Consider the following 25,427-nt stretch of genomic DNA (forward strand, 5'->3'; position numbering starts at 1 on the left):
GCTCAGCCCCTGCAGCGCCCTGCTGCTGCCCGCCTTCTTCGCGTACTCGATCGACTCGGCCGGCCGGCTGATGGCCCGTACCGGCATCTTCTACCTCGGCCTGGCCACCACGCTGGTCCCGCTGGGCGCCGCCGGCTCCTTCGCCGGACGGCTGTTCTACGGCCACCGCGACCTGCTGGTCTCGGTGGGCGGCTGGCTGATCGTCGCGCTCGGGCTCGCCCAGATCGTCGGGCTCGGCTTCGCTTCGCGCCGGCTGCGGGAGGCGTCGGGCCGGATCCGTCCGACCACGGCGCTGTCCGTGTACGCGCTGGGCGCGGTCTACGGGCTGGCCGGGTTCTGCGCGGGACCGATCCTCGGCAGTGTGCTGACGGTCGCCGCCGTGCGGGGCAACCCCGTCTACGGCGGGGTGCTGCTGGCGGTCTACGCGCTGGGCATGGCCGTACCGCTGTTCGTGCTGGCGCTGCTGTGGGAGCGGTTCGACCTGGGGCGGCGGCGATGGCTACGCGGGCGGGAACTACGGCTCGGCGGCCGGCTCCGGCTGCACACCACCTCGCTGCTGTCCGGACTGTTCTTCGTCCTGCTCGGCGCGCTCTTCCTCGCCTTCGACGGCGCGGCAGGACTGCCGGGGCTGACGGATGTGGACGGCGCGTTCGCCGCGGAGACCTGGGCCCGGCGGGTGGGCGACGCGGTACCGGACGGCGCGCTGCTGGCGGGGCTCGCCCTCGCGGCGGGCGCGGTGTGGGGAGTGCGCGCGCTGCGGAGCCGCCGCCGGAGCGCTCCCGGACCTGACGGAGGCAGAGTGCCTGAAGTGTCGGAAAAGTAACGGAAAGCACCTTGTGCCCGCTTAGTGTGAGGGGCATGAGCGAGGAACCCGAGTGGTCCGAGCACCGCGCCGAGGACCCCAGCACCGATCAGGCCCGTCACCCGCACGGCAAGCACGGCGGCCCCCGGCGCACCCCGGCCCGGAAGTGGCAGGACTTCAAGGACTCGCCCTTCTTCCCGGCCACCGTCCTGGTGCTGATCCTCGCCGCCGGCGCCGGTCTCTTCGCCGGGTCGTACACCTACGCGATGGCCAACCCGACCCCGCACCGTGTGCCCGTCGCCGTCGTCGGCGAGCCCGAGAACAGGCGGGACCGCAGCGAGTTCGTCACCGGCATGGAGAAGGCGCTCGGCTCCTCACTGAAGCTGCGGCACTACCGCACACAGACGGCGGCCGAACACGCCATCGAGGCCCAGCAGGTCTTCGCCATCATGCGGGTGGAGCGGCCGAAGGGCGTCGAGCTGGATGTGTCCAGCGCCTCCGGCGCCTCGGTGGCGGAGCTGCTGGAGGAGGCGGGGCCGAAGGTCGGCAAGAAGATCGGCGTCCCCGTCGAGGTGCGCGACCTCAAGCCCCTGGACCAGGGCGACCCGCGCGGCCTGGCCATCTTCTACATCTCGCTCGCCGCCGTCATCATCGGCTTCGTCGGCGCCATCCAGCTCAGCGTCCACGCGCGGGCCCTCAACCCGCCCGAGCGCATCGCCTTCACGCTCGCCTACGCCCTGCTCGGCGGCTTCGTCATCGCTGCCGTCGTCGACTGGGGGCTCGGCGCGCTGGACCTCCCGTTCGTCCACTCCTGGATGATCCTCGCGCTGACGCTGTTCACCAGCGGCATGGTCTTCACCATGTTCAACACCCTCGTCGGCCGCTGGGCCATGCTGCCGACCTGGGGCCTGATGGTGCTGCTGGGCAACCCCTCGTCCGGCGGCGCCGTCTCCTGGCCCCTGCTGCCCTCCGTGCTCGGCGAGATCGGCCGCTGGCTGCCCCCCGGCGCCTCCGTGAACGCCCAGCACACCGCGGTCTACTTCCCCGACCACCAGCTCCTCCAGCCCTATCTGGTGCTCGCCGCCTGGGCCCTGGTCTCCTGTGCCGTCTTCTGGATCTGGCGCCACCGCCACCCGGGTGGCCGCCCCCGCTCCTCGTCGCCCTCCCACGCCGCGGCGGCCGCGGGCTGAGGCCCGCACGCCGGGCCCTCGCCGTAGGGGATCAGATCAGCCGGAAGAGGTCGGCGGCGGCGTGGACGTCGGTGAGGTCCTCGATGGAACGGAGGTTGTCGCACAGGGCCCCCAGGACCGAGTCGCTTCCGGCGGCCTCCGGGGCGCCGACGACCACGCCGAACAGCCGGAAGCCCAAGCGGTGCTTGGCGTCGTTCCAGCCGCGCGTCCATTCCTCGGTGACGCCGCACTCGTCGTCGGTGATCATCACGATGTCGCCGCGCCTGCGGGCGGTGTCGTCGAACTCCTGCTCCAGCAGTTCACCGGCCGCGGTCAGCGGCGCCTGGTAGCTGGTCCCGCCGCCGAGGAAGCATTCCGCGAAGTCGAGGACCCGGGGCAGGTCGGCGGGCTCGTCCGCCGGGAAGCGGAAGACCTGGAGCTTGTCGGCGGCGGAGAACAGGACCCCGACGAAGTCCCGCCCCGCCTGGCGGGCCTGATCCAGCAGCGCCAGGGCACACGCCTTGGCCCACGCCTCCCGGGAGACCCCGCCGGGACCTGTCTCGTACATGGAGTGCGAGGTGTCCACACACGCGATGACGGCTCCCTTGCCGGTGGCCTGCTCCTCCTGGCTGTCGTAGAGCATCAGCTCCCCGGCGGCATACCGCACGGCGAACACCGCCCGCAGCTCGGGCAGACCCAGGTTGGCCAGCTCGGAGGGGATGACGCGGGAGAGGTCGTTGCCCAGCGTGACGCCGACCAGCTCCCCGGTGGCGTTCTCCACCTTGCGGGCGCGCTCACCACCGGCCATCTGCCGGAAGCGGCCGATCAGCTCGGCCCACCGGGCCAGACGGCTGGAGCGCAGCCGCTCGGCGAGCCGGGCGCGAGCGTCGAACGGCATCCGTTCCAGCTCGCCGGGGGCAACACCCCATGCCCGCATCAGCGCGGCCTCCTCCCGTACGGACCCGGCGGCCTGTGCCGCCGCGGTCCGCGCGCCGGCCCGCAGACCGGGGGCCGCCGCCGCGAGGGCCTGCGCGGCGGCCTGGCCGGCCTGCCGCGCAGCGGCCTCGGCGGCCCGGGCGGCCACGATCGCCTGCTGCACGGCGTCGTCGGCCGGGACCGGCACAGCGCCGGAGCCCGCCTCGGAGCCTGCCCCGGGACCGAACCCGGCCTCGGCCTCGGCCTCTGCGTCTGCCTCGTTGGCGGCCTCGGCCTCTGCCTCGTCGGCGGCCTGCCCCAGTGCCTCGCCCACCCCCCTCGCCGCGTCTTCGGCACCCCGCTGGGCAGTGTTCGCCTGCTCGGCCTGTTCCCAGGCGGCCCGGCAGCGCTCCAACAGCCCGCGCAGCGCGGGGGCCTGGGCGAGCACGGCCATGGCGGCGGCGTAGGGGTCACCGACCGTCTCCCGCCGCAGCTCGGCGAACTCCTGTGTCTCCAGCAGCGAGGTGATGACCTGGTGGTTGACGAGCCGGGAGGGAGCCATCTCCGCGCGCTCGCGCAGCCGCGGACCGGTCTTGTAGGCCGCCAGGAAGGCGTCGATCAGCAGGTCGGAGGTGCACTCGTAGCGCGCGCTCAGCTCCGCGGCCAGCTCGCGCAGCCCGGCCGACTGCGCGTAGGTGTCGCGCCATGCGATCCGGTCGAACCGGTCCGTGACGACGGCCGCGGTGTGCCGCCGCCCGGGATCGGCGGCCGACGGGCCCGGCCACGTCCCGTCCCGCCCCGCCGACTCGCCGAACTTTCCCGCTGCCCCGCCCACGCCGTGCCCCTCGCCCCTGATCCCGGTTCCTGGCCCCGTCTCCCCGTCCGCGTCGTCGTCGGTGCTCAGAGCTGGGCCTGCACCATGCTCGCGTCCACGCCGAGGGCCTCGGTGAGAACGCGGGCGCGGACGGCGCGCTGATGGCCGGTGACCCGGTCTATGGCGGCGGTGGAGCGGCCCGCGCCCGCCGCCTCCTCGCGCAGCTTCTCCAGCCGCTTCCCCGCCATGGCGAGCTTGTTGTGCGCCTTCTTGATGACCCACTCGCTCAGCGCCTCCCGGGACTGCCCGGCCATGGCGTCGAGCTGGGCCTCCAACTCGTCGAGGACGTCGGACAGGTCGAGTGCTTCCTTGGCGTCCGGACTGACCAGTTGCAGCACCTCGCGCTCGACGGTCGGGCGCTGGGCGGGGGAGTCCCACAGCACATGCGTCAGGATCGACAGATCGGTCTCGGCGACCGCCGGGCGGCCGTCGAGGTACGCGGACGCCTGGAGCAGGCCCACCGCCTGCCGCCAGCGGCGGTCGGAGGCGATGAGTTCCTTGCGGCGCAGGGCGGCCCGCAGCGTGCACACCGCGTCCACGATCGAGTCCGGGACCTCCACGGCCGGGACGGCCTCGGTCACGGCGTGCTGCAGCGCGGTCAGTTGGACCGTGGTCCGGGTCGGTGCCGTCGGGCGGCTGACGGCGGAGCGGACCAGCGCGGCGAAGTTCGAGGGGTCCGCCAGGTACCCGACCTCGACCCGCACCAGCAGCCGGTCGTAGATCGCGGCCGAGTCCTCTCCGCCGGGCAGTTCGTTGCTCGCCGTGATGGCCCCTATCAGCGGGCAGTGGATCGGCTCGCCGCCGCTCTCGGGATGGTAGATCCGCTCGTTGAGGTAGTCCAGCGTCTCGTTCAGCGCCGCCGTGGAGCACTTGAATATCTCGTCGATGAACGCGACGTGCGCGGTGGTGGCGCGGCCGTCGTAGACCTGGCGGTACTCGCCCCGGGCCAGCGCCGCGACATCGATGGGGCCGAACATTCTCGTCGGCGCGGTGAACTTCGACAGGAGGATTTCCCAGTAGGCCGCCCCCTCGATCCTGCCGGTCAGCTCCCGGGCCATCTCGGACTTGGCCGTGCCGGGCGGACCGAGTATCAGCGAGTGCTGCCCGGCCAGCAGCGTCACCACCAGCGTCCGTACCACGTCGGCCCGCTCGTAGAAGCGGTCCGACAGCTCGCCGGTGATCGCCCGCAGTCTCTCGGCCGTGTCCTGCGCGTCCTGTGCGCCCATCTGCAACTCCATGCCTGTGACGCCCTGTCGGGCTGTCGGGAGGGAGGCCCTTTCTCCCTCCCCAGAAACTACGACGGCCCCGAACGAGAGGTTCCGGCTGCCGACCACGATGCTCCCTGCGGGGCAGCCGCGAGGGCACTGCGGGGCAGCCGCTGCGGGGCAGCCGCGGGAGGAGGGGCCGGGCGGCTCGGGGGCGCATTGCCGCTGTTCCGGTTCCTTGGCAGCCTGATCGTCCACGGAACGCCGACGGGGCGAAGGGGCGAGAGAGGCAGGACCGAGGCAGGACAACGGAGAACGGCCCCGCCGAAGATCTTCGGTGGGGCCGTTTGCCCTGGTCAGGGCGGTGGTGGCTGGGGCCGGGGTCGAACCGGCGACCTTCCGCTTTTCAGGCGGACGCTCGTACCAACTGAGCTACCCAGCCCGGTGTTGCGGGGCCTGAGCCCCCGATCGGGCAGGCCATCAAGAGGCGAAGCGACTTGATGGCAGCGGTCCTGACGGGATTTGAACCCGCGGCCTCCACCTTGACAGGGTGGCGAGCACTCCAAACTGCTCCACAGGACCAAGTGTTTGTGCGAGCTCCAGTCTCGCACAGTGCGACGAGTGCTCCCAACCGTTTTCCGGGGCCTTTGGGGGCTCCCCAGCAGGCGTGACGTCGCCGGAAAAGAGTAACAGACCCCGGCGGCCGCCCCGAACCGTCACCGGGTGCCGGTGCTCCGTTCGGGGGCGCTCGCCCGCCACTGGCGGCCGATGGTCAGCAGCATCTGCTGGTAGACGCCCAGGTACCGGAAGGGCTTGATGCCCGCCATGTACAGGGTGCCGAGGGTTCCGTTCGGCCTCACCAGGACGGTCAGCTGCCCGCGGTACCCCCCGGGGGCTCTGCTGTCCGGGACCCAGCCGACGTGCATCACTCCCTGCATCGTGTGGTTGGCCAACTCGGCCGCCCATTCGTCGTGCGTCTGGTAGACGGAGGTGAACGGGACGGGCACCCCCTTGAGGTCCGGCCCGCGCGGGGCCTCCCGCAGATCGGCGGGGAGCCGGTCGCGCAGGGTGGGGACGCGGGTGCCGAGGCCCGATTCGGGGTCGTCCCAGCCCAGGAGTGCGCCGAGCTTCCAGCGGGCCGCGAACAGGAAGCGTGAGACGGCGGTGGACAGGTGCGCGTCGGCGCCGTTCGCCATCTGGTCGACGAGGTGGGCGAAGTCGTCGGGGCCGCCCGGAGTCGGGATCCGCCATACGTCCTCGACCCGGAAGTCGGGTGCGATCTCGTGGATGCGCCACGGGTGGCGGGTGTGCGCGGTGCGGGGAAGTCTCATGGCCGGCCCCTGTCTATACGGCTCCGTATAGCTAGCAGGCTAGCGCGATGTGTACGGTGCCGTATAGAGGCTTCATGAAAGAAGGCTTCAGACGTCAAAAAGCCCTGCCACCCACGAATTCGCGGATCACAGGGCTGATTGAAGGATGGTGCTGTGCCCCCAACGGGATTCGAACCCGAAATCGTTACCTCGCTGACCTGCAAGGATGCCGTAGAGGCGGGCAATCGACCCGGTTTCCATCGCCCTCGATCGCTCTCGATCGGCCTCGGTCTGGGTGCGGTGCTGACGTGTCAGCACCGCACCTGAGTCGTTGCTCAAGCAATCTTGAGCGGTTCTCCAGGCCGTCAGAGGTCGTCGGGCAGCAGTCGGAACGCCTTGTGGCCGGTCAGCGGTCGGACCATGCGGAAGTGGCGGTCGGTGGTGAACAGTACCTCGGTGCCGTACGCGGCTGCCAGCGCGACGTTCATGGCGTCCGTCATCCCGATCCCTTTTCCTCCGTCTGCGTCCGCGTAGCCCTCGGCGACGGCGATCGCCGCGGACAGGTGCGCGGCCACCGACGGCACCTCGAAACGGCGGGTGAGCGTGTAGCGCTCAACGAACCGTGCCGCGGTCAGGGCCTTGCGTGCCCCGGCACGCGCAGAGATCAAGTAGTCCAGCTCGGCCAGGACCATGGGCGAGATGACGAGGTGGCTGATCGCCGCGAGTCCGTCCTTATGTGCCTTGTGCTCCGGAAGGTGCGGATCGAGGAGCCGGTAAAGGGCATTGGTATCGGCAATAGCGATCACGAAGACGTCCCCATCCCCTTCAGCACGTCCTCGATCTCGTCATTGCTGAGATCGGGAAGGCCGAGGTCGGGAAGGTCGATTTCCCCCATGGGGTCGGTGGGGTAGTTGGGGATCTCATCCGCGATGGGCACCACGCGCGCGACCGCGACACCGTTCTTGGTGACGGTGATGGTCTCGCCCTGGCTCGCCGCTGCGAGGATCTGGGACGACTTCTGATTGAACTCCCGGGCCGTAGTCTCCATGTAGTACATGTTACTACCGTTGTGTCGTGCTGTGCGGCGGATGTGTCACCGGGATCGGGCTTACAGGCCGTGTTCGTCCATCAGCCGCATCAGGTTGCGCTTGCGCTTGTGGGCGGTGCGCAGGGCGGTGACGTACGCGGTGCACTCGTCCGGTGTGCCCAGACGGTTGTGGCAGTCGCGAATGCTCAGCAGCAGGCTGACGAGCTGTTCGTAGACGGTGTTGCCGGTCTGGCGGGTGAGCGGCTCGGTCAGGCGCAGGTAGACACCGAGTGCGTCAGCGGGGCGGTCGGCACGGGCCTGGTCGGCGAGGGTGAGCCACTGCCGCTCGTCGGCGCCGGATTCCTCAGCGGCGTGCCAGGCAGCGTCGGTGTCCTTGTCGTCGAGCAGGGCGTCGACCAGGACGGGGCCGGCGTGCCAGAGCTCCTGCGGTCGCCCGGCGTCGGCGCGCAGCAGGGCCAGCGCCCCCGCACGCTCGTCCTGCCAGCAGTCGGCGGCTCGCGCGGCGGCGCGCAGTTTCTGGTAGGCGAACAGGGTGGGGCGAGCACCGAAGTGGTCCCGGCGCAGGGCGACGGCGTCGGGAAGCCGGTCCGCCCGCGTGAAGCGGTCACAGAGATAGTCGATGAGAGCGGTGTCGACGGCGGCGAGGTCCCTCACGTCCGGGAGGGCGCGCTCCGCCCAGCTCAGGGCCTCCTCGGAGCGTCCTGCGGTGTCCAGTTCCCCGGCGATGACCAGGTGGGTGTGGCCGGAAGGCGCGAGGTCGGCCGCGTGCATCGCGACCACTGCGTCGACGTCGCCGCCCGCCTTGGCCAACCGCTCCACCAGGTATTTTTCGGCCCAGCCCGTGCGATTGGCCCGCCACGCCCCGACCGCCAGCTCCCGTAGAACGGCCATGCCCTGCTCGCCGAGCACGTCTTCGTAGTCGAGTGGATCGATGTCGGTGAGGTCGTCGAAGTCGCCGAGCACATGGCTGACCAGCCAGTGCGCGAGTTCGCCGGGGTCGGGGTGGGCAGCACGGCATGCATCGAGGTGGGCGTCGGCGAGGGCCGCGCCGATCTGGCCGAGCCATCCATCGGAGTCGTCGACGCTCTCCACCGATTCGGCCAGCAGCCGCATGGCCTCTCGGGCCAGGACGATCGCGTCGGCGGCCCGGCCTGATGCGGTCAGGGCCGTGATCGCGGACACCGACTGCCCGGCCTGGTCGGTGTAGGCACGGGCGTCGGCGTACGCGACGTACCCGTACTGCGCGAACGGGCCGATATCGAGCAGCTCACGGATGCGCGCCCGGACTCCGGCGAGGTCTCCCCGCGCGCTCGCGGCCCGCAGCTCCAGACGGCGGCGCAGCGGACCGGTCCTCGGCGATCTGCTCGTGCACGAGGGCGAGCAGCTCCTGCCTGGACAGGCCGGACAGCCAGGCGTCGAGGTCCTGTGCACGTTCCTGAGCTGATCTCCGTTGCTCCGGCAGGGTCTCCTGCTGAGCGAGCACGGTCAGTCCGAGGGCGACCAGGTGCTTGCAGAAGTTCCCTTCCAGGCCGTAGGGGCAGTCGCACTCCCCGGCCAGCCCTTCGGGGTCGTCCAGGATCAGCTCCACCTCGTACCGCTCGGTGCCGTGCACGGTCGCGGTGACCCAGGTGTCACCGACCTCGACTCCGGACACCGCATCGAGATACCCGAGCCCGCGATCGAAGGAACGGGCCCCAGCCAGCGCCCTGAGACTCTCCTCGCAGAGCCCGTGCACAGATCGCTCCATCCGACTCCACTCCTGCTAGTGCCGACGGTGAGCTTAGGCCCACAGGGCGGCCCACTCCGCCGATCCGCCGGAAAGCAGTCTCATGGACGACGCCCGGCGCAGCAGAGTGACCACCGACGGCCGCATAGCTCCCCACCAAGTGACGGCCGTTGGGAATCCCATGCCAACTGGACTACGTCGCCGTCACGCGTGCCCGCCGCCACCTCGACCCCGCAGGTCTGGCCTGGATCCATCGCCACCCCAATCCCCGCAGCGCTGGGTGAGGTGTTCCTCGCAACGATCTACGGCAGCGTTCCCGCTGGCCGTGCTCTCTTGTGAGGTGGTGTGGACCGTCGGCTATGGGGTGTCGTCGGCCTGTTGCGTCCGCGCGTGCTCAAGTGTGGGCCGCGGGAGTTCCGTGCCGTATGCCCGGGTTTGGTTGAGCAGCTTCGTCAGGCCGGCGGGGGCGTGGTGCCAGTGGTCGGTCAGGCTCACGTACGTACTGATGTCGTCCATGAGCTGGGAGATGACCCAGGCGGCTTCCGTGGGCCGGTCCCCTCCGCCGGGGCCCCACCACAGATGCTCCCCGGGGGTGCACGGCCCGGGGTGGATCCGGCCGTCCGTGGTCTGTATCCACACGGTGTCTTCCAGGATCACGGACTCGAGCTGGGCGCCTTGGTCCGGTAGCCGCAGTGGGGCCAGGAATATCCAGGAGACGTCGCGGGAGGACCCCTTGCGGACGGCGGGAATGCCGGTGGTGGGGTCGGTGTAGAAGGTCACGTCCTGGGCGCCGTTGGCAAGGACGGCGTGCACGGCGGTGGGGGTGCACGGCGTGAGTTGTTGCCCCCACCGGTGGGTGGCGGGGCCTCGGGCGCGTGCTTTGGTGTGCGGGCCGTACGGCAGGAGGTCGGTCGCGTAGTGCATGCCGATCTCCATCGGCTCGTAGGCTTCGAAGAGCTGGCTGGAGGCGATGGTGCGCCAGCCAGCGGCAAGCACGTCACGGTCACCGGAGCGGGGCAGGGGATAGACGTCGGTGCGGTGGCGGGCGGCGATGAGGAGTGCGTCGCCGTGGGGATGTCCACCATGCTTGCCGAAGATGCGTATCTCGCTGGCGAGGCTGTCGATGCGCTGATTGCGCATGGAGTTGGCCAGGTCCAGGAGCGCCGTTGCCGCAGCGTCGTCGGGCCATCGGACGGTGGCTGCCTGCCGCAGGGTGGTCTCCTTCTCGTCGGGCAGGACTTCGGCGAGGGTGACGGGTGCGCCCGGCGACCACTGGCTGACCACGTCGGAGCGTCGCAGCGCGTGGGGCCACCAGGGCAGCGGCTGGCCGACGAGGCGGGTGAGAAGGCCCCACTGGGCTTCGTACTCCAGGGACGGCTGTGCGACGTCGGCCGCGATCAGGGCCGGTCCTGAGAATCCGATGTCGCCGAACAGGGCGCATACGGTGATGACGCCCTGGGCGCCGGGGTCCTCGGCCAGTTCTTCGGCCATGGCGCAGGCCGCGCCATGGCGAGTGGTGTGGACGATGCGCACGACACCGAGGTCTGTTTCCCAGTCCATGGCCGGGCCCTGTGAGGTGGGCTGGAATCCGAGCCACTTGCCGGGAGCGACTGGCCGTGCGTCCAGGGACGGATCAAGCAGCACGGCTCCTTGCTCACGAAACCGGCTGGACCGGGCGGCCCAGGTGTAGACCGAGCCGCCGTCCCACGTCACGGAGGGCTCCTTGTCGAGTGCCTGGTCGAACAGGTCGTGATGTTCCCGGGACCCTTCAGGGAAGCCTTCGTCTTCCTCCAGCAGACGATCCAGCTCGCCTTCTTCCAGATGGAGGAGCTTCTCCACTTCGTATCTGTGCAGGTATGCCATGTTCCGCCCGGCCACGTTGGCCCCTCCTTAGTGCAGTTGATCCTCGAGCACGCGTGCACCGACCGTGTCCGCCACCGGACCTCGATGGGCCGCATCCATGAGATGCCGCGACCCCCCAGCTGCTACCAGCGACATTGCGTCAACTTCGTTCATGTCGTGCCCAGTTGAACACGATGGCTTCTACGATGCTGCCTCGGCCCAGTGGTGCCTGCCGTACGGGGCGTCAGGTGTCAGCCCCATACGGTTTCCCGTCGCTCTCGGGCCGCGGGATGCGTTCGCTGCTCAGAGGAAGGCGTGGATGCCGAGCGGAATCTGGCACCTGGAGCCCCGACGGATCCGACCCTGGTACGAGCGTGCTGTGACGGCGTCAATCGAGCACCCAGAGATCCGGGCGTATCTGGATCTGGACCGTCCGCGGGTTACGGACGAGCACTTGCGGCAGGCCTTCGACCAGCCCCGGCTCATCTCCGAAGTGCTGCGGGCCGATCTCTCCTACTCCGATCTGCGACGGAGGGCGGCGCGCGTCGACTCCTTGCGTCAAAAGTTCATCGAGTTCCGGGATCGATGCCGCGTCACACCCTTCCTGTCCGTCGTGTTCCTGGTGGTGCTCGTCTACTGGCTGGCTGATGCAGCGGTCGGAGTGCCCTGGTGGGCGGGGATCACGGTTCTTGTCTGGCCTATCGGCTACTGCGGCGTCAAGGAGTTCAGGGACGCGGACAACCGGAGGAACTTCGTCGAGCAGATGCGGACCGCCGTGTGCGGCGTGCTGTGGGCCGCCTGCGCGGCCGACACCGAGATGCGACTGGGCTGGTGGGCGCTCGTAAAGCTGAAGAAGACAATGGACCCGATCACGCGGCGTGAGATGACGGTGCTGCTCGGACCTGATCACGAGTCACTGCTGGTGGCCCGCAGCCATGACGGCCTCATCGACGCCGGCAACTCCCGGTACTGGATATCGACTCAGGTCGAGGCCACGCTGCAGCGCAAGCTCGACCAGATGAGCGGCGGCGCGATCGCGATCTGCGGCCCTCGGGGCGTCGGCAAGAGCACCCTGCTGAAGAAGGCCTGCCAGGGCCGACTCCCGTCTCCCGAACCCCATTTCCACACCATCGTCCAGACGCCGGCCAACTACCGCCCCGAGGAGTTCCTGCTCTCCCTGTTCCAGTCGGTATGCCGGGACTACCTCGCCCTGTACGGCCGCCGTCCGCGTGCCCCGTTTCTGTTCCGCTCGCGGGCCCGTGCAGCACAGCGCCCCCGGCGCCTTTATTACTCGGCCCGCCGGTGGGCCCAGCTCCTGGCCGGGCTCGGCCTGGTCGTCCTGGCGGTTCAGAGGGAAGTCCGCGATCTCGCCGATCTCGTCTACCAATCCGCTCACCCCGCCGCCGCGGGATGGGCGGTGGGTCTGTGGGAGTGGACGCTGACCGCATGGCAAGAGCATCCCGTGGTCTCCCGACTGGTGCTGCTGGTGGCAGGGGCGCTGTTGCTGTGGTGGGCCGATCCGAGGAGTTGGCTCACCAGGCGGCCGGTGCAGCGCTTGGTGCACGACTGCCACAACTACCTGAATCTGCTGCAGCACATCCAGTCCGTCGGCACCTCGACCTCGCTCGGCGCGTCGGCCCGCGCGCTCACCCTGGGATTCGGCCGTACCAGCGGCAGCAGCTCCCGCACCTTCACCTACCCGGAGCTGGTGTGGGAGTTCCGGAGTCTGCTGTCCCGCATCAGCGCCATCGAACGCGAGGACAACTGGAAGGTCTTCGTCGGCATTGACGAGCTCGACCGGCTGGGCTCGAGTGAGCAGACACGCGCGTTCCTTGCCGAGATCAAGGCCATCTTCGACGTACCGCGCGTGTACTTCGTGCTATCGGTGTCGGAGGACATCGGGTCGGCCTTCATCCGCCGCGGACTGCCCACCCGTGACGTCACCGACAGCTCGCTGGAGGACGTCCTGGTAATCGAGGCTCGCACCCTGGAGGAGTCCAGAACGCTGCTGCAGATACGGGTCCCGGGATTCACCGATCCCTTCGTCGCACTCGTCCACGCGCTGTCGGGCGGGCTCCCGCGCGACCTCATCCGCTACACCCGCAAGGTTACAGAGTCCCACCGGCGCACCCGGCAGCCCGGATTGGCGGTGCTCGCCCGTGAAGTGCTGTGGGAGGAGGCCGCACAGGCCCTGGCCGGATTTCGCGAGCTACTGGCTCGCCACGACGACTCCGCCGCCACCGCGCAGACCGTGCACGACCTGCACACCCTGATCACCCTGATCCGCGAGGCCGACTCCAGCCGGGCCAACCCCGAACTCGAGCAGCGCATCCTGCACCTGGCACATGCAGTGCCCCCTCCCCACCCCGAGGGCACCGATACCGTCGGCGAACCTGCCCAGCGGTGGGAGGAGTTCTCCTGCTACCTCTACTTCATCGGCACACTGCTCGAAGTGTTCGCGCGACGTAACTTCGCGGCCCGCAAAGAGGCCTATACCGGCACCGACAAAGCACCCGCCGATCTCCAGCGACTGGCCGAAGCTCGCCTGGAGATGACCGTATCTCCGCATAGCGCTCGCAAGATCCTGGAACAGTTCCGCGTGCACTGGGCACTGCGTCCAGCCACCCTTCCACGGATCGTGCCGCAGCCCGGAACGGACGCGGAGCCCAGGCGATCCGCTGCACGCGGCCCTTCCTGACACCGTCACCCGACGTCTGATCACCGACGGCCACCACGGGCGTGTCCGATGGGTCCCATGGCGGGTCTGGCGGCGGATCCCGTTGGCGAGAGCGAGGTGGGGTGGACAGAATCACCGCCTCCCGCAAGGCAACGTAGCAGTGACAGAGCGTCAGCTCCTCGGTCATCGAGCGACGGGCCGGAACCTTAGCGCCCCTGTAGTAATGCCGTGCAGGTGCATCTCGTGCACCGATCTGGCGCCGCGCTAGCAAGGGCAAGCAGGTCATCGTGGTGCCAAACACAACAGCTCCGACAGCGCCAAGGCCATCATCCGCTACGGCGACGACTCGAAGCAGCGCCCGACCCTCATGGGAAGCGGCGCGTTCGTCCGGGCGGCGGAGCTCTCCGCCGATATCCCCGCCCAGGGCGATCCGGGCCTCGCCCCCCACGTCCATGCCTTTAACGCATCCGGCGAGGAGATCTACAACCAGCAGAAGGAGCCGCAGTTTCCGACCAACCGTAGGCGGGCCCTTCAACTGCCTCGGTACTGCCCGGCGATGTATCGGGGGGCAGTGCTGACGGGCTCGGCTACCGACCGCAGTGTCAGTTGGCCCGCATCTGACGGCGCAGCTGATTCAGTACCGTGCGTACGTGATCCGTCTCAGGAGATTCCGTCCCCTGGGTGCGGAGCAGGTCGTGGTAGAGGGTAACCAGCACGTTGAACGCCTCCGACAGCCGGCCGGCAGAGTGCAGCAGCAGACCGTGCCGACGACGGGTGGTCAGGACGAACGTGTCAGTGGGCGAGAAAGCCTTATCCACCGCCTTCAGTACGGCTTCGAATGCTTCCAACGCTTGAGCCATTTCGCCCAGCTTCATCAGGCAATAGGCGATCTGACCACGGGCCTCCAGCCCTTCCGTGCCGTTCTCCGCTCCTCGGGCGGCGAGCGTGGCCACGAACTTGCGGTACAGCGGCAGCGCACGCCCATATTCCTCCTCCCCGAACAGAGCGTCCGCCTCCTGGAGGCTATCCGAGTCCACAGCCGGTGCCTTCTTGTCGGCCGAAGGCACGGCGAACCACGCGGGCTCCGGATGTACGAGGGGGCTGAGTCCGGACGGCTCCCCTCCCGCCACCCCCGTGCCAACCGACCGGTGCCCCCTCGGGAAGAACGGGAGAAGACGCGCGAAGACCTCCTGAGCAGTCGCGGGCCGGTCCTCCGGGCGCTTGGCCAGCAGGTCCAGCACCAGAAGGTCCAGCTCGGGGCCAGCCTCCGGGCGCAGCTCCCGCACGGGAACAGGAGGCTCGTGCACATGGTGATAGAGGAGACTGGCCGCGTTGTCCTGCGTGAACGGCGGTCGTCCGGTGAGGAGTTCGTAGAGAATGCAGCCCAGCGCGTAGAGATCACTCCGTGGGGTGAGCTCGACCGCTCGCGCCTGCTCGGGGGACATGTACCGAGGCGTGCCGACAGGAAAGCCCTCCGGGGTCAAGGGGGTGTGGTCGCCTTCGAGTAGCGCGGAGACGCCGAAATCCAGCACCATCGCGAGACCGCTGTCCGTGACCATGATGTTGGCGGGTTTCAGGTCGCGGTGGACGAGCGGCACACTCCCGGTGTACGTCAGCACCGAGCACAGATGCGCACCCAGGCAGGCCACCCACGGGATGGGCAGTCGGCCGAAGTTCCGGCAAATGTCGTTGAGCGGGGATCCGAACAGCCGCTGCATGACGATGTAGAGACGTCCACCGCCCGCAGGATCGGTGAAGATGTCGTAGATCTGCGGGATGCCCGGGTGGGCAAGCCGCGCCATGATCCGGGCCTCGCGGCGGAAACGGACGACGGCGGCATCGGAGCGGGTGGAGCCCTCCCGGGGGTGAATGAGCTTGATGGCGATGTGTCGGCCCAGTCCGGGGTCGCGTCCCGCCCAGACCTGCCCCATCCCTCCCCTGCCGATGAGTTCTCCGAGTTCGTAGCGACCCACGCGACGGTGTACCCCCGGCACGCTCACTCGCCCGTGTCCTGATGAACCTCGGCATTCTGGGGGGATTCGAGGTCCCAGAGAGCTTCGGCGAGGTCGGAGAGGCTGCCTTCGCCGGGGACCACCCAGAAGCGAGGACCCTGGACAGCACTCCATGCCTCGCGCCAGTCGGCACGCTGCCAGATGTGCCGGATCAGTCCGTTGATCGAGTACAGACGCCCGTCGGCTGCCCAACGCAGCGGCTTCCGGGGATCGTTGTTCCAGGTCGCGAGGTAGCGGAGAGGGTCCTCGTCGAGCCAGTGGGCGATGGCCGCTTCTTCCACTTTCCCCGGCTGATACAACACCTGCGTCCCGTCAAGAATCCGTCGGTGAGCGACGAGAAGCTGGGCGGATCCCGGCCTTCTCCGCGGTTTCGGCGGGGACGCGACCACAAGCTGTGGGGTTCGCTCCACGTAGGCGAGAGTGTGAAGAGCCGCATCTGCGAGTTGGTGACAACGTCCGGTCTCCCGGAAGGTCGTCGCGACGAAGGAGTTTCGGCCGAAGAGGTCGTCCACCAGCGGGATCAGAGCTGCCAGCACGGAGCGTACGAGCCCGGGCACTTCGTCCAGGAGCTGTTCCCATTCGGCGTCGGGCTCGTCGATACCCTCAGCTCCGCGGAGCCGGAAGACGAGATGGGTGACGAGCAGGGTTCCGCGCTCGGCGATGGCTGCCGAGCGCCCGTTCAGACGGGGTCTTAGTTCGTGGAGGGCTTCTCGGACGGCGCGGAGTAGGAGGACAGAGCGCCAGATCTGAAGTGCGCTCGGCTGTCGTCCGAATAGGCGGGTGTAGGCCCCCTCCGACGTCGCTTCCCACAGGTGCTCCGTCGACGCATTGGCCAGGGCGCTGAGGGAGGCGTTGGGGTGGCCGCATGCGAGCGCCACGGCCGCCTCCTCCAATGAGCAGCCCGCAGCAGGAGTGGGGATCAACTCGCCTCGCCTGAAGACGTACTCCTTGTTGAGGTTGATTCGAAAGTCGTCCCGGATATGTCCCTGGACCTCGTCGAGGGCAACGAAGTCCCGGGCCTCGGTGTGGTGTTGAGTATTTGTTGCGGCACCGACGGAGCGGGCGAAGTCCTCGGGTGCGTTTGCCCGGGAGATGAACCGCACCTGGACACTGGCCTGCACGACGTTCTGGGGATGCATAGTGTGCGCGTAGTAGATGGAGGCGACGGTCTGGGCGCCGTTGACGACCGTGGCACCTGTGAGCCGCAGTCGTACGGGAGCGCCTTCGACCGGGCGGGAGAAGAATTCGGTCTCGATGGAGTCGCACAGCACTGTGATGCCGTTGTTGAAGTACCAGAAGTTCTCGGGGACGGTCCGCAGCGTCTCCACGATCCCGAGGTTGGGCGGGGTCATGCCGAGGGGGTTCCGGATGTTCCGGTCGAACAGGCGGGCACCGTGCTCCTCGTACCAGAGCGCGACCTCGTCGGCGTTGACCGACCCGACGACAGCCCGATGGGGGAAGTCCCGCGCGAGCCAGCTGCCGGGCAGGGTGGCGACGAGTTCGACACTCTGGGGCAGTGAACTTTGGTGGGCGGCGGAGTGGAAGTCGGGGAGCGCCAGGACGTGACACTCGACCTCAGAACCGAAGTCCGCAGCGGCTTGCTCGATCAGCTGGCGGGCCTGCTCCTTTGTCGCCTGTTCGCCCATGACGGCCACGACCAGGTGCACACGGCACTCCGGTGATTCGAGGATGTCCCGGACACGGGCGGCGTGCCGCTGCACCCGGTTGTTGAACCGGTCGAAGTGGCGGTTGTCCAGCTGCCGAAGACCATGCAGCAGTTTCAGGGCACCGTCCACCCCGAAGCTCGGGGTGGACTGTGCCCTTGTCGCTCCACTTGGCCTGGACCAGCCACAGGTCGGGTGCCGACGTGGAGTACCCGATAGCATCGATCCCCTGGTCGTCCCGCCCGTCGGTGATCGATGCTGCGGCCTCGTCCGGCGAGCAACCAGTGAGCAGCTGGAGTGCCGAGGCGGCCAACGCGCGGGAGGCGAAGACCCGTGCGGACTCGAAGGCCGTCCGCTGGTGCGTGTCCCCGAGGTCGATGAGCCCGGCGTACTGGCGGGTGAGGAAGTCCCGGATAACCTCGGCGGCCTGGCCGCGTCCCGTCCCCACATCGTCGCCCGCACCCATAATTACCCCTGGTATGGTCCGACGGCCGCAATCCTACGTGCGCGGGATGAACTGGCCTGCACATAGTCAGTACGCGGTGGACGCGACATCGCCACAGACGGCATCTCGTACGGGGCCAGCCGCTCCGGCAGTCCGGGCTCGATCTGCACCCGAGGCGGCGAACGGTGCCCTCGTGCTTGCCACTCGGAGTGCTGGACACCTCCGTCAACTGCTCAATATCGGCCCGTTCGCGCAGCACGGGTACGTCGCGTACACCGACGCCCGTGCCTACTCCGACCGGCCGGGCAGACGGTATCCGCGATCACTGCTCCCCATCTTCACCAGTCGAGCCGCAGTCCATGGCCCGAACGATCTGCTTCATCTGCAGCGGCGGGGAGAAGTGATACCACGAGTCCGCGCAACATGATCAACCAGTACGGGAGTGGAAGAGGGGCTGGAAGCCGAATGTGCCCAGGTTGCAGCGGTTCTTGATTGTTCGTGTCAGCACCCTGATGTTGACGCGTCAACACGCAGAAACGGGACAAAAGAGCCCTCCTGCCTGCGTTTCCGCAGGTCAGGAGGGTGATCATTGGTGCCCCCAACGGGATTCGAACCCGTGCTACCGCCTTGAAAGGGCGGCGTCCTGGGCCACTAGACGATGAGGGCGAAACGGCCCGGCCGGGCGCCTGAACAGCGCTTCGGCAGGCTCGGGCAGCATATGGGATGCACGGACGGTTCGCCAAAACATATTCGGGCGCGGGCAGCACCCGTCCCCCGGCGGTCGTCGGCCCCGGCGGCCCTGCGGTCACTGGTCCCCGGCGGTCGGCGCCCCCGGAGTCCAGCGCCCTCGGCGGTCAGCGGCCCGTCGCCGGGCTCGTACCGGTGGGGCTCGACGAGGAGGGGGACGGCGACGGGGACGAGCCGGGCTTTATCTCCTCCGGAAGGTGGCGGGAGACCTCCGCCTTGGACAGCCCGAGCCCGCCCAGGTTGATCTCGTCCCACGCCTGGAGCCGATCGCTGTCCCGGTCCAGGTAGAGCACGGAGGCCTGCACCTTGTCGGGCGTCTCCCCCTCGACGGCGCGCAGCCCGCTGCCGCCCGTGGAGCCCTCGATCATCAGCCGGGTGCGGTGCTGCAGCACCCGCGTACTGCGGTTGTGGGTGTGCCCGGCGAGGGCGAGGGGGACGAGGCCGTCGGTCTGCTCGGCCAGTACGGGGTTGTGGCCGACGGCGATGTCCACCGGGGTGCCGGCGTCCCGCTGGGCACGCAGCGTTTCGGCCAGTTTGCGGCCCTCCGCCCGTTCCGCCGGGTCACCCTCGGGGGCGACCGAACGGTCCGGGGTGAACTGGGGGTCGCCCCAGCCGGAGATCCGCAGCCCGGCGACGTTCACCGGTTCGCCCTTGTCCAGCACGTGCACCTGCGACCCGCGCTCGTCGGCCAGTTCCTGAAGGGCCTGCTGGGTGGTTTCCGAGTCGTGGTTGCCGCGTACCCACACATAGGGCGCGCCCAGGTCCGGGATGGGCTCCAGGAATCCGTTCTCGGGGGCCGTGCCGTGGTCCATGGTGTCGCCGGTGTCGATGATCACGTCGATCTTGTACTGCTCGACCAGCGACCGGATGATGTGCCAGGCGGCCGGGTTGAGGTGGATGTCCGAGACGTGCAGCACCCGCGTCGTCGAGGGGTCCGGCTGGTACGCGGGGAGGGTCGAGGCCGCGTCGTACAGCTTCGTCACATTGGTGACCAGGCGCGCCAACTCCTTCTGGTAGACGTCGAACTCCGTGGCGATGCTGCGGGCGTTGCCCACCACGGAAGGGGCGCTCGCCAGCAGCCCGGAGAACCGCGGCTCCAGCACCGACTTCGGGTTCCAGGTCGCCGCCGCCGTCGCGCCGCAGGTCACCAGCAGGGCGAGGGAGAGGCCACCGGCGGCGAGCGCGGTGCGGGGGCGGCGGTAGACGGCGAGGGCGAGCGCACAGGAGCCGGTCAGTACCGCGACGGCCGAGCGCAGTCCGAGGTCGAGGGCGCCGGCCCGGACGTCCCCCGAGATCTCGTCCTCCAGGCCCTCGATGCGCTCCGGATGGTCCACGAGCGCCGTGGCGCGCTCCTGGTCGAGCTGGTCGACGTCGACGTCCAGCCGCAGCGGCGCGGTGTGGCTGTGCAGCTCCAGGGCGCCCAGCGGGGAGACGTTGATCTTGGTGCCGCCGGTGAGGGAGGGGCGCAGCGTCATCGTCGTGTCGACGGGGCCGACGGGCGTCCGGACGTTGCCCACGACCAGCAGCCCCAGCCAGGCGCCGAGCAGAGTGACGGCGGCCAGCCCGGCGGCGCGCCGGTAGGGGCGAAGGCGGGGGCGGGGGCGGCGGACGGTGGCGGAGAGCCGGTCGGCGAACTGTCTGAACCAGCTCCCCGCTGCACGCGACGGCTTGGAGACAACGCTGGCCATGTGGGCCCCTATGCCCTTTGTGCGGCATCTGTATGCCCGCGGGCGGGCCGGCGTATGCCTTGCGGGCGGGTGGCGTATGCCCGCGGGCGAGGCGGCGGCGGAAGCCGGAGGGATGATGCCTCGGCGCGGATGCTGGTCGACAATGGGCGCGTGCTGGAGATGACGCGTGAGGACTTCGAGGAGCTGGTCGCCGAGGCCCTCGACCGGATACCGCCCGAACTGACCAGGCTCATGGACAACGTCGCGGTGTTCGTGGAGGACGAGCCCCCGGCGAGCGACCCCGAGCTGCTCGGGCTCTACGAGGGGACGCCGCTGACCGAGCGCGGCGAGTGGTACGCGGGCGTCCTGCCGGACCGCATCACGATCTACCGGGGGCCGACGCTGCGCATGGTCGAGCGGGAGAGCGCCGAGGAGGGCGAGGCCCGGGAGGGGGTCGTGGAGGAGGTCGAGATCACGGTCGTCCACGAGATCGCCCACCACTTCGGGATCGACGACGACAGGTTGCACGCGCTCGGGTACGGGTGAGCGCTTGCACCCGCTCGGGTACGGGTGAGCGCTTGCACCCGCTCGGGTGCCGGGTGAGCGGAGGCCGCGGGGTCGAGTGGGTGGGGCCGAGCGGGTGCGGGCGGCGCCCTCGGTGGGGCGCCTGTACGGGAGAGCGCGCGCGGCGCCGCGCGCCGTGGGCGCCGTGCGGCGTGACCTGTTGGGGTGATGGGGAGTTGGGCATGGCACTCGCCCGCAGTCCCGCGCAGGAGGTCCCGCCGTGCGCCGCTCCCGTACCGCCGTGCCCACCGCCACCGTCGTCGCCCGGACGACGACCGCCGGCGCCCTGATACTCGCGGCGGTCTCCACCCTCAGCGGCTGTATGACGGTGCAGGGCACCGGCGACGCCGGTGAGGGCGCTGCTCCCGTGGGAAGCAGGGCCGACGACGACGGCGGGGCCACCGAGCCCGAGGGCGGACTGGACGGCACCGCGTACCGCAAGGGCCACGCCGGCGAGGACCACGGCGGTGCCGACGGGCGCGAGGGCCGGGACCGCGACAGGGACGGCAAGGGCAAGCACGGGAAGCGCGGTGCGCACGACGACGAGCGGTCCGGGGACCGGGACCGCTCCGACGCCGACGGCACGGCGGGCCGGGACGCCTCCTCGGGGGCCGACTCCTCCGGCTCGTCGTCGGACAGCGACCGGCACCGGCCCAGGCCCCGTCCGAGCGGGGACGGCGGCGGTTCGGGCGGCTCCGGAGGCAGCGGTGGCTCGGGCGGTTCCGGGGGCGGCTCGGGCGCGCCGACAGGCTCGCCCAGTCCCACCCCGCCCAAGCCGGACCCGGAGCCCTCGCCCACCCGGACCACCGCCTCGCCCGGGGGTGTCTCCCGGTCGGCGACCGGGGGAGAGGACACCCTCGCCCACCGCATCCAGGCCAGCACGGCCTGAGGGCACGGCCGTGCCCGGGGCCGGGGCGTTCCCGGGTCCGGGGGCCGCCCCGGACCCCGTTTGCGCGTTGCTCCCCGAGCCGCGTATGCTGGTAGATCGTTTGATCCCATTTGCCCGGCGCCGTCAGCACAGCGCGCCGTGTGGCGCGTTCTCTCCGGCCGTGGCTGACCGCATCGAGGCGGTTCTTTGCGAATTTCACGGAGTTATGGGCGCGTGCCGAATGACTCCGGAAGGTTGTCGCAACTCGCATGTCTGTCACCACCCCTGCCGCCGTACGCCCCGAGGACTTCCCCGAGCCGACCGCTGAGACGGTCGCCGAAGCGGCCCCCGAAACCACTGGAACGGCCCCCGAGATGACGGAAGCGGCTGCCGCGGCGGCCGAGGTCGTCCAGACCGACACGGCGGCCGAAATCACCGAGGCCGTCGAGACGGAAGGCGCGGCGGAGGCGGCCGAGACGGCCGAGACGGCCGAGACCGCCGAGACGAAGATCACCTTTGGCGCCCTCGGGCTGCCGGACTCCGTCGTACGCAAGCTCGCCCAGAACGGCGTGACCGCGCCGTTCCCCATCCAGGCCGCCACCATCCCCGACGCGCTGGCCGGCAAGGACGTGCTCGGCCGTGGCCGTACCGGCTCCGGCAAGACGCTCTCCTTCGGCCTGCCGCTGCTCGCCCGCCTCAGCGGTGGCCGTACCCAGCGCAAGCGCCCGCGCGGCGTCATCCTCACCCCGACCCGCGAGTTGGCGATGCAGGTCTCCGACGCGCTGCAGCCGTACGGCGACACGCTCGGCCTCAAGCTGAAGGTCGTGTGCGGCGGTACGTCGATGGCCAATCAGATCTCCGCGCTCGAACGCGGTGTCGACGTCCTCGTCGCCACCCCGGGCCGGCTGCGCGACCTGATCAACCGCGGCTCCTGCTCCCTGGAGGACGTCGAGACGGCCATCCTCGACGAGGCCGACCAGATGTCCGACCTGGGCTTCCTGCCCGAGGTCACCGAGATCCTCGACCTGGTCCCCGAGGGCGGCCAGCGGATGCTCTTCTCCGCCACGATGGAGAAGGAGATCGACTCGCTGGTGCGCCGCTACCTCGTCGACCCGGTCTCGCACGAGGTGGACGCGGCCCAGGGCGCGGTGACGACCATGACGCACCACGTGCTGGTCGTGAAGCCGCGCGACAAGGCGCCGGTCACCACAGCCATCGCCGCCCGCAAGGGCCGCACCATCATCTTCGTCCGTACCCAGCTGGGCGCCGACCGCGTCGCCGAACAGCTGCGCGAGTCCGGCGTCCGCGCCGACGCGCTGCACGGCGGTATGACCCAGGGCGCGCGCACCCGCACGCTGGCCGACTTCAAGGACGGCAAGGTCAACGTCCTGGTCGCCACCGACGTCGCGGCCCGGGGCATCCACGTCGACGGCATCGACCTGGTGCTGAACGTCGACCCGGCCGGCGACCACAAGGACTATCTGCACCGCTCCGGCCGTACGGCGCGCGCGGGCGAGTCCGGGACGGTCGTCTCGCTGGCACTGCCCCACCAGCGGCGGCAGATCTTCCGGCTGATGGAGGACGCGGGCGTCGACGCCTCGCGGCACATCATCGGCCGCGGCGACGTCTTCGACGAGGACGTGGCACGCATCACAGGCGCCCGGTCGCTGACCGAGGTGCAGGCGGAGTCCGCCGCCAACTCGGCCCGCCAGGCCGAGCGCGAGGCCAAGCAGCTCAGCCGCCAGCTGGAGCGGCTCCAGCGGCGCGCCGCCGAACTGCGCGAGGAAGCCACCCTGCTGACCGCGCGTGCCGCGCGGGAGCGTGGTGAGGACCCGGACGCAGCTGTCGCAGCCGCCGCCGAGGCGGAGGCGGCCCAGGCCGCCGAGGAGGCCCGCGCCGAGGCCCGCCGCGAGGCGAAGGCCGAGGCCGAGCGCCGGGAGCGCGCCGACCGCGAGCGCCAGGACCGCGACCGCGGCGACCGGGGCGGACGCTCGTCCTCCGACCGTCGCGACCGCGGCGACCGCCGCCCGTACGACCGGGGCGGAGACCGCGGCGGCGACCGGGGCGGCTTCCGCCGCGACCGTGACCGCGACGACCGCCCGTACGGCCGCGACCGCGACCGTGACGACCGCTCGTACGGCCGCGACCGGGACCGCCGGGACGGCGGCAAGGACAGTGGCCGCGGCGGCTCCGGCGCGGGCTACCGCCGCGACGACGTCCGCCGTGACGACCGCCGCGAAGGCGGCGACCGCGGCTTCCGCCGCGAGGGCTTCCGTGGCGGCGAGCGCCCCTACCACCGCGACCGCCGCGACGACCGCCGCCCGCACGGCCGCGTCGGCGAGCACCGCTCCGGCTCCCCCGCCCCCGGCCGCAACGGCGCCCGCACCCCGGACCGCCGCGCGGACAAGCCCCGCTGGAAGCGCAACGGCTGACGGCCGGTGAGGGCCACGGCCCTCCGCACACGTACTCGACAGCAGCCTCGAAGGCATTCAACCCGGAATGCCTTCGAGGCCCGCCCGACCCCCGGGCTATGCTGCTCCGTGCGGGCCGTTAGCTCAATTGGCAGAGCAGTGGACTTTTAATCCATTGGTTGTGGGTTCGAGTCCCACACGGCCTACCGCCAGCAGGGCGGGCTTCGTCCGCTGACCTGCAAGGAAGCGCCCGGACCGAGTGATCGGTCCGGGCGCTTCGGCGTTTCGGAGCGCTGTGCCGTCGGCCTCGCACGCGGCGGCACCGAGCTCGGCGCCCGGCCCCGACGGATCAAGTGGTTCAGCAACACCGCCTGCCGAGCGCATCGCGGAACTCACCCGGCGTGGTCGAGGAGGGGGACGTTCGCTCCGTGATCGCCGCTGTCCTGCTGATGGAGGCCATTGCCGAGGCCCGCCGCGGGCTCGGACTCGAGGCGGGAGGTGTACGAGGAAGCACGTCATGGGCACGGTACGCGCGTGGTGCGCCACCCACCTCGTGTCCCTCGGCTTCTGTGACGTCAGTAGGCGTTGTGCGGGGGAGCCTTGCGGGTACGGGGCCGCGTGGTGGCGCTGCGGCGCAGGAGGAGGAGCAACAGCCCTGCCGCGCACACCACCACGGGTACGGCGATGGCGGGCACGGTCCACCACGGGATGCCGCTCCACACCGCAGGCAGGCCGACTCCGAAACAGGTCACGCTGATGGTGATGAGCAGCCAGGTGCCGTACGGCCTCCAGGTGAGGGGCTCAGGGGCACCGGGCCTGACCAGTCGCGCCGTACCGAGGGCGAAGAGCTGGGCCGCGAAGAGCCCGGCGAACACACCGACGGCGGCGTTCATCTGGAGCTCGTCACGGGGCGCCTCCGAGGTGTTCTGCCGTACACCGTCCTTGCTGAGCGCCACGATGTCGCGGCGCCAGGCGGTGGCCGCGACCCGGTCGCCGGGTTCGAGCTGCGCCAGGAGCGGGCCGGGGTCACCGAAGGACACCGTTCCCCGCCAGGAGCCGTCCTGGTCCTTGAGGGTCGCCTCGTAGGAGGAGCTTCGCCCGGCGGACTTGTTCACCGTCTTCTCCACGGTGAGGTGCCAGGTGCTCAGACAGTCCGTCTGTCCCCGCTGCATCGCCCGGGAGGAGCACGACTCGGCCGCGCGGTAGTCCTGGTAGCGCTCGCTGTCGGAGGGCAGCCACCAGCTGAACGCCAAGTAGCAGCCCGCTGCCGATACCAGGGACAGCAGGATCAGCAGCACGCCGGCGAACCGGGACCGGCCCGGCGACCGACGACGACCGGTACGGCCCTCGCTCGGCGGCTCGCCTTTGCTGTGCATCGTGGCCCCCACCCGTGTAGTCATCGCCTGCCTCCTCCGCCTCAGCTTCCGTCAGTCGGAAACCGGCACACAACGAGGTCGGACGGCAGCCTGGGCGGGACAGCG

The 25,427-nt window shown here is 70.1% G+C and carries 16 protein-coding genes, 4 tRNA genes and 1 pseudogene; 7 read left to right on the forward strand and 14 right to left on the reverse strand.

Going from position 1 to position 25,427, the window contains the following annotated elements; genetic code table 11:
* Together KBY19_RS23985 and KBY19_RS23990 are read left to right on the forward strand one after the other, a co-directional pair.
* A partial coding sequence (locus KBY19_RS23985) for a cytochrome c biogenesis CcdA family protein (RefSeq protein WP_210966682.1) occupies window positions 1–823 on the forward strand: 823 nt, incomplete at its 5' end.
* A gap of 35 nt (window positions 824–858) precedes the next feature.
* Entirely contained in the window at window positions 859–1,992 is a 1,134-nt protein-coding gene (locus tag KBY19_RS23990; protein WP_185017711.1) for an ABC transporter permease, read from the forward strand.
* 31 nt (window positions 1,993–2,023) lie between these two features.
* On the opposite strand, the gene KBY19_RS23995 is transcribed toward KBY19_RS23990, so the two are convergent.
* From KBY19_RS23995 to KBY19_RS24035, 9 genes and pseudogenes are all read right to left on the reverse strand, one after another.
* Window positions 2,024–3,721, reverse strand: coding sequence for a VWA domain-containing protein (locus KBY19_RS23995; RefSeq protein ID WP_099883133.1), 1,698 nt, complete (start codon window positions 3,719–3,721; stop codon window positions 2,024–2,026).
* Between the two features lie 65 nt (window positions 3,722–3,786).
* Window positions 3,787–4,986 carry an AAA family ATPase gene (locus KBY19_RS24000; protein WP_210966683.1) on the reverse strand — a complete coding sequence of 400 codons (1,200 nt, stop codon included), beginning with the start codon at window positions 4,984–4,986 and terminating at the stop codon, window positions 3,787–3,789.
* A gap of 344 nt (window positions 4,987–5,330) precedes the next feature.
* A tRNA-Phe gene (locus KBY19_RS24005) sits at window positions 5,331–5,407 on the reverse strand.
* 65 nt (window positions 5,408–5,472) lie between these two features.
* Window positions 5,473–5,547: transfer RNA gene (locus KBY19_RS24010), tRNA-Asp, on the reverse strand.
* 134 nt (window positions 5,548–5,681) lie between these two features.
* Window positions 5,682–6,296, reverse strand: coding sequence for a DUF2867 domain-containing protein (locus KBY19_RS24015; protein WP_099883137.1), 615 nt, complete (start codon window positions 6,294–6,296; stop codon window positions 5,682–5,684).
* Window positions 6,297–6,640: 344 nt separating this feature from the next.
* Window positions 6,641–7,081 carry a PIN domain-containing protein gene (locus tag KBY19_RS24020; RefSeq protein ID WP_185017727.1) on the reverse strand — a complete coding sequence of 147 codons (441 nt, stop codon included), beginning with the start codon at window positions 7,079–7,081 and terminating at the stop codon, window positions 6,641–6,643.
* The gene (locus tag KBY19_RS24025) at window positions 7,078–7,332 is read right to left on the reverse strand and encodes a type II toxin-antitoxin system Phd/YefM family antitoxin (protein ID WP_247691358.1); all 255 of its coding nucleotides are present in this window, start codon (window positions 7,330–7,332) and stop codon (window positions 7,078–7,080) included. The genes KBY19_RS24020 and KBY19_RS24025 overlap by 4 nt, the downstream gene beginning before the upstream one ends.
* A gap of 51 nt (window positions 7,333–7,383) precedes the next feature.
* A pseudogene (locus KBY19_RS24030) lies at window positions 7,384–9,070 on the reverse strand (SWIM zinc finger domain-containing protein).
* Window positions 9,071–9,406: 336 nt separating this feature from the next.
* A complete protein-coding gene (locus tag KBY19_RS24035; RefSeq protein ID WP_210966684.1) occupies window positions 9,407–10,927 on the reverse strand; it encodes a hypothetical protein in 1,521 nt (506 codons plus the stop codon).
* Between the two features lie 136 nt (window positions 10,928–11,063).
* Here KBY19_RS24035 and KBY19_RS24040 point away from each other — a divergent pair, with 136 nt between their 5' ends.
* Complete coding sequence (locus KBY19_RS24040) at window positions 11,064–13,589, forward strand: ATP-binding protein (RefSeq protein ID WP_210966685.1); 2,526 nt, start codon at window positions 11,064–11,066, stop codon at window positions 13,587–13,589.
* Window positions 13,590–14,170: 581 nt separating this feature from the next.
* Here the strand turns inward: KBY19_RS24040 and KBY19_RS24045 are convergent.
* From KBY19_RS24045 to KBY19_RS24060, 4 genes are all read right to left on the reverse strand, one after another.
* Window positions 14,171–15,568, reverse strand: a complete 1,398-nt coding sequence (locus KBY19_RS24045) for a serine/threonine-protein kinase (RefSeq protein ID WP_307843603.1) — start codon at window positions 15,566–15,568, stop codon at window positions 14,171–14,173.
* Window positions 15,565–17,376: an AIPR family protein gene (locus tag KBY19_RS24050; protein ID WP_210966687.1), complete on the reverse strand. Its 1,812-nt coding sequence runs from the start codon at window positions 17,374–17,376 to the stop codon at window positions 15,565–15,567. The genes KBY19_RS24045 and KBY19_RS24050 overlap by 4 nt, the downstream gene beginning before the upstream one ends.
* 903 nt (window positions 17,377–18,279) lie before the next feature.
* Window positions 18,280–18,355: transfer RNA gene (locus KBY19_RS24055), tRNA-Glu, on the reverse strand.
* A 188-nt stretch (window positions 18,356–18,543) separates the two neighbouring features.
* Window positions 18,544–20,124 carry a metallophosphoesterase gene (locus KBY19_RS24060; protein WP_185017732.1) on the reverse strand — a complete coding sequence of 527 codons (1,581 nt, stop codon included), beginning with the start codon at window positions 20,122–20,124 and terminating at the stop codon, window positions 18,544–18,546.
* A gap of 159 nt (window positions 20,125–20,283) precedes the next feature.
* Here KBY19_RS24060 and KBY19_RS24065 point away from each other — a divergent pair, with 159 nt between their 5' ends.
* From KBY19_RS24065 to KBY19_RS24080, 4 genes are all read left to right on the forward strand, one after another.
* Window positions 20,284–20,649, forward strand: a complete 366-nt coding sequence (locus KBY19_RS24065) for a metallopeptidase family protein (protein ID WP_099886667.1) — start codon at window positions 20,284–20,286, stop codon at window positions 20,647–20,649.
* Between the two features lie 238 nt (window positions 20,650–20,887).
* Window positions 20,888–21,556, forward strand: a complete 669-nt coding sequence (locus KBY19_RS24070) for a hypothetical protein (protein WP_099883139.1) — start codon at window positions 20,888–20,890, stop codon at window positions 21,554–21,556.
* A 248-nt stretch (window positions 21,557–21,804) separates the two neighbouring features.
* Window positions 21,805–23,967: a DEAD/DEAH box helicase gene (locus KBY19_RS24075; RefSeq protein ID WP_210966688.1), complete on the forward strand. Its 2,163-nt coding sequence runs from the start codon at window positions 21,805–21,807 to the stop codon at window positions 23,965–23,967.
* Window positions 23,968–24,079: 112 nt separating this feature from the next.
* Window positions 24,080–24,152: transfer RNA gene (locus KBY19_RS24080), tRNA-Lys, on the forward strand.
* Between the two features lie 369 nt (window positions 24,153–24,521).
* Here the strand turns inward: KBY19_RS24080 and KBY19_RS24085 are convergent.
* Window positions 24,522–25,346 (reverse strand): hypothetical protein, encoded by an 825-nt coding sequence (locus KBY19_RS24085; protein WP_247691359.1) that lies wholly within the window; start codon window positions 25,344–25,346, stop codon window positions 24,522–24,524.
* Between the last annotated feature and the right edge of the window lie 81 nt (window positions 25,347–25,427).

The sequence above is a fragment of the Streptomyces sp. B15 genome, assembly GCF_018070605.1.
In the GTDB taxonomy this organism is placed as follows: Bacteria; Actinomycetota; Actinomycetes; order Streptomycetales; family Streptomycetaceae; genus Streptomyces; species Streptomyces smyrnaeus.

Coding starts and splice junctions, on each gene's coding strand:
- KBY19_RS24040 (WP_210966685.1), top strand. CDS start 11,064: ATGTCGTGCCCAGTTGAACACGATGGCTTCTACGATGCTGCCTCGGCC.
- KBY19_RS24000 (WP_210966683.1), bottom strand. CDS start 4,986: ATGGGCGCACAGGACGCGCAGGACACGGCCGAGAGACTGCGGGCGATC.
- KBY19_RS24085 (WP_247691359.1), bottom strand. CDS start 25,346: ATGACTACACGGGTGGGGGCCACGATGCACAGCAAAGGCGAGCCGCCG.
- KBY19_RS23990 (WP_185017711.1), top strand. CDS start 859: ATGAGCGAGGAACCCGAGTGGTCCGAGCACCGCGCCGAGGACCCCAGC.
- KBY19_RS24025 (WP_247691358.1), bottom strand. CDS start 7,332: ATGTACTACATGGAGACTACGGCCCGGGAGTTCAATCAGAAGTCGTCC.
- KBY19_RS24065 (WP_099886667.1), top strand. CDS start 20,284: ATGACGCGTGAGGACTTCGAGGAGCTGGTCGCCGAGGCCCTCGACCGG.
- KBY19_RS24060 (WP_185017732.1), bottom strand. CDS start 20,124: ATGGCCAGCGTTGTCTCCAAGCCGTCGCGTGCAGCGGGGAGCTGGTTC.
- KBY19_RS24075 (WP_210966688.1), top strand. CDS start 21,805: ATGTCTGTCACCACCCCTGCCGCCGTACGCCCCGAGGACTTCCCCGAG.
- KBY19_RS24015 (WP_099883137.1), bottom strand. CDS start 6,296: ATGAGACTTCCCCGCACCGCGCACACCCGCCACCCGTGGCGCATCCAC.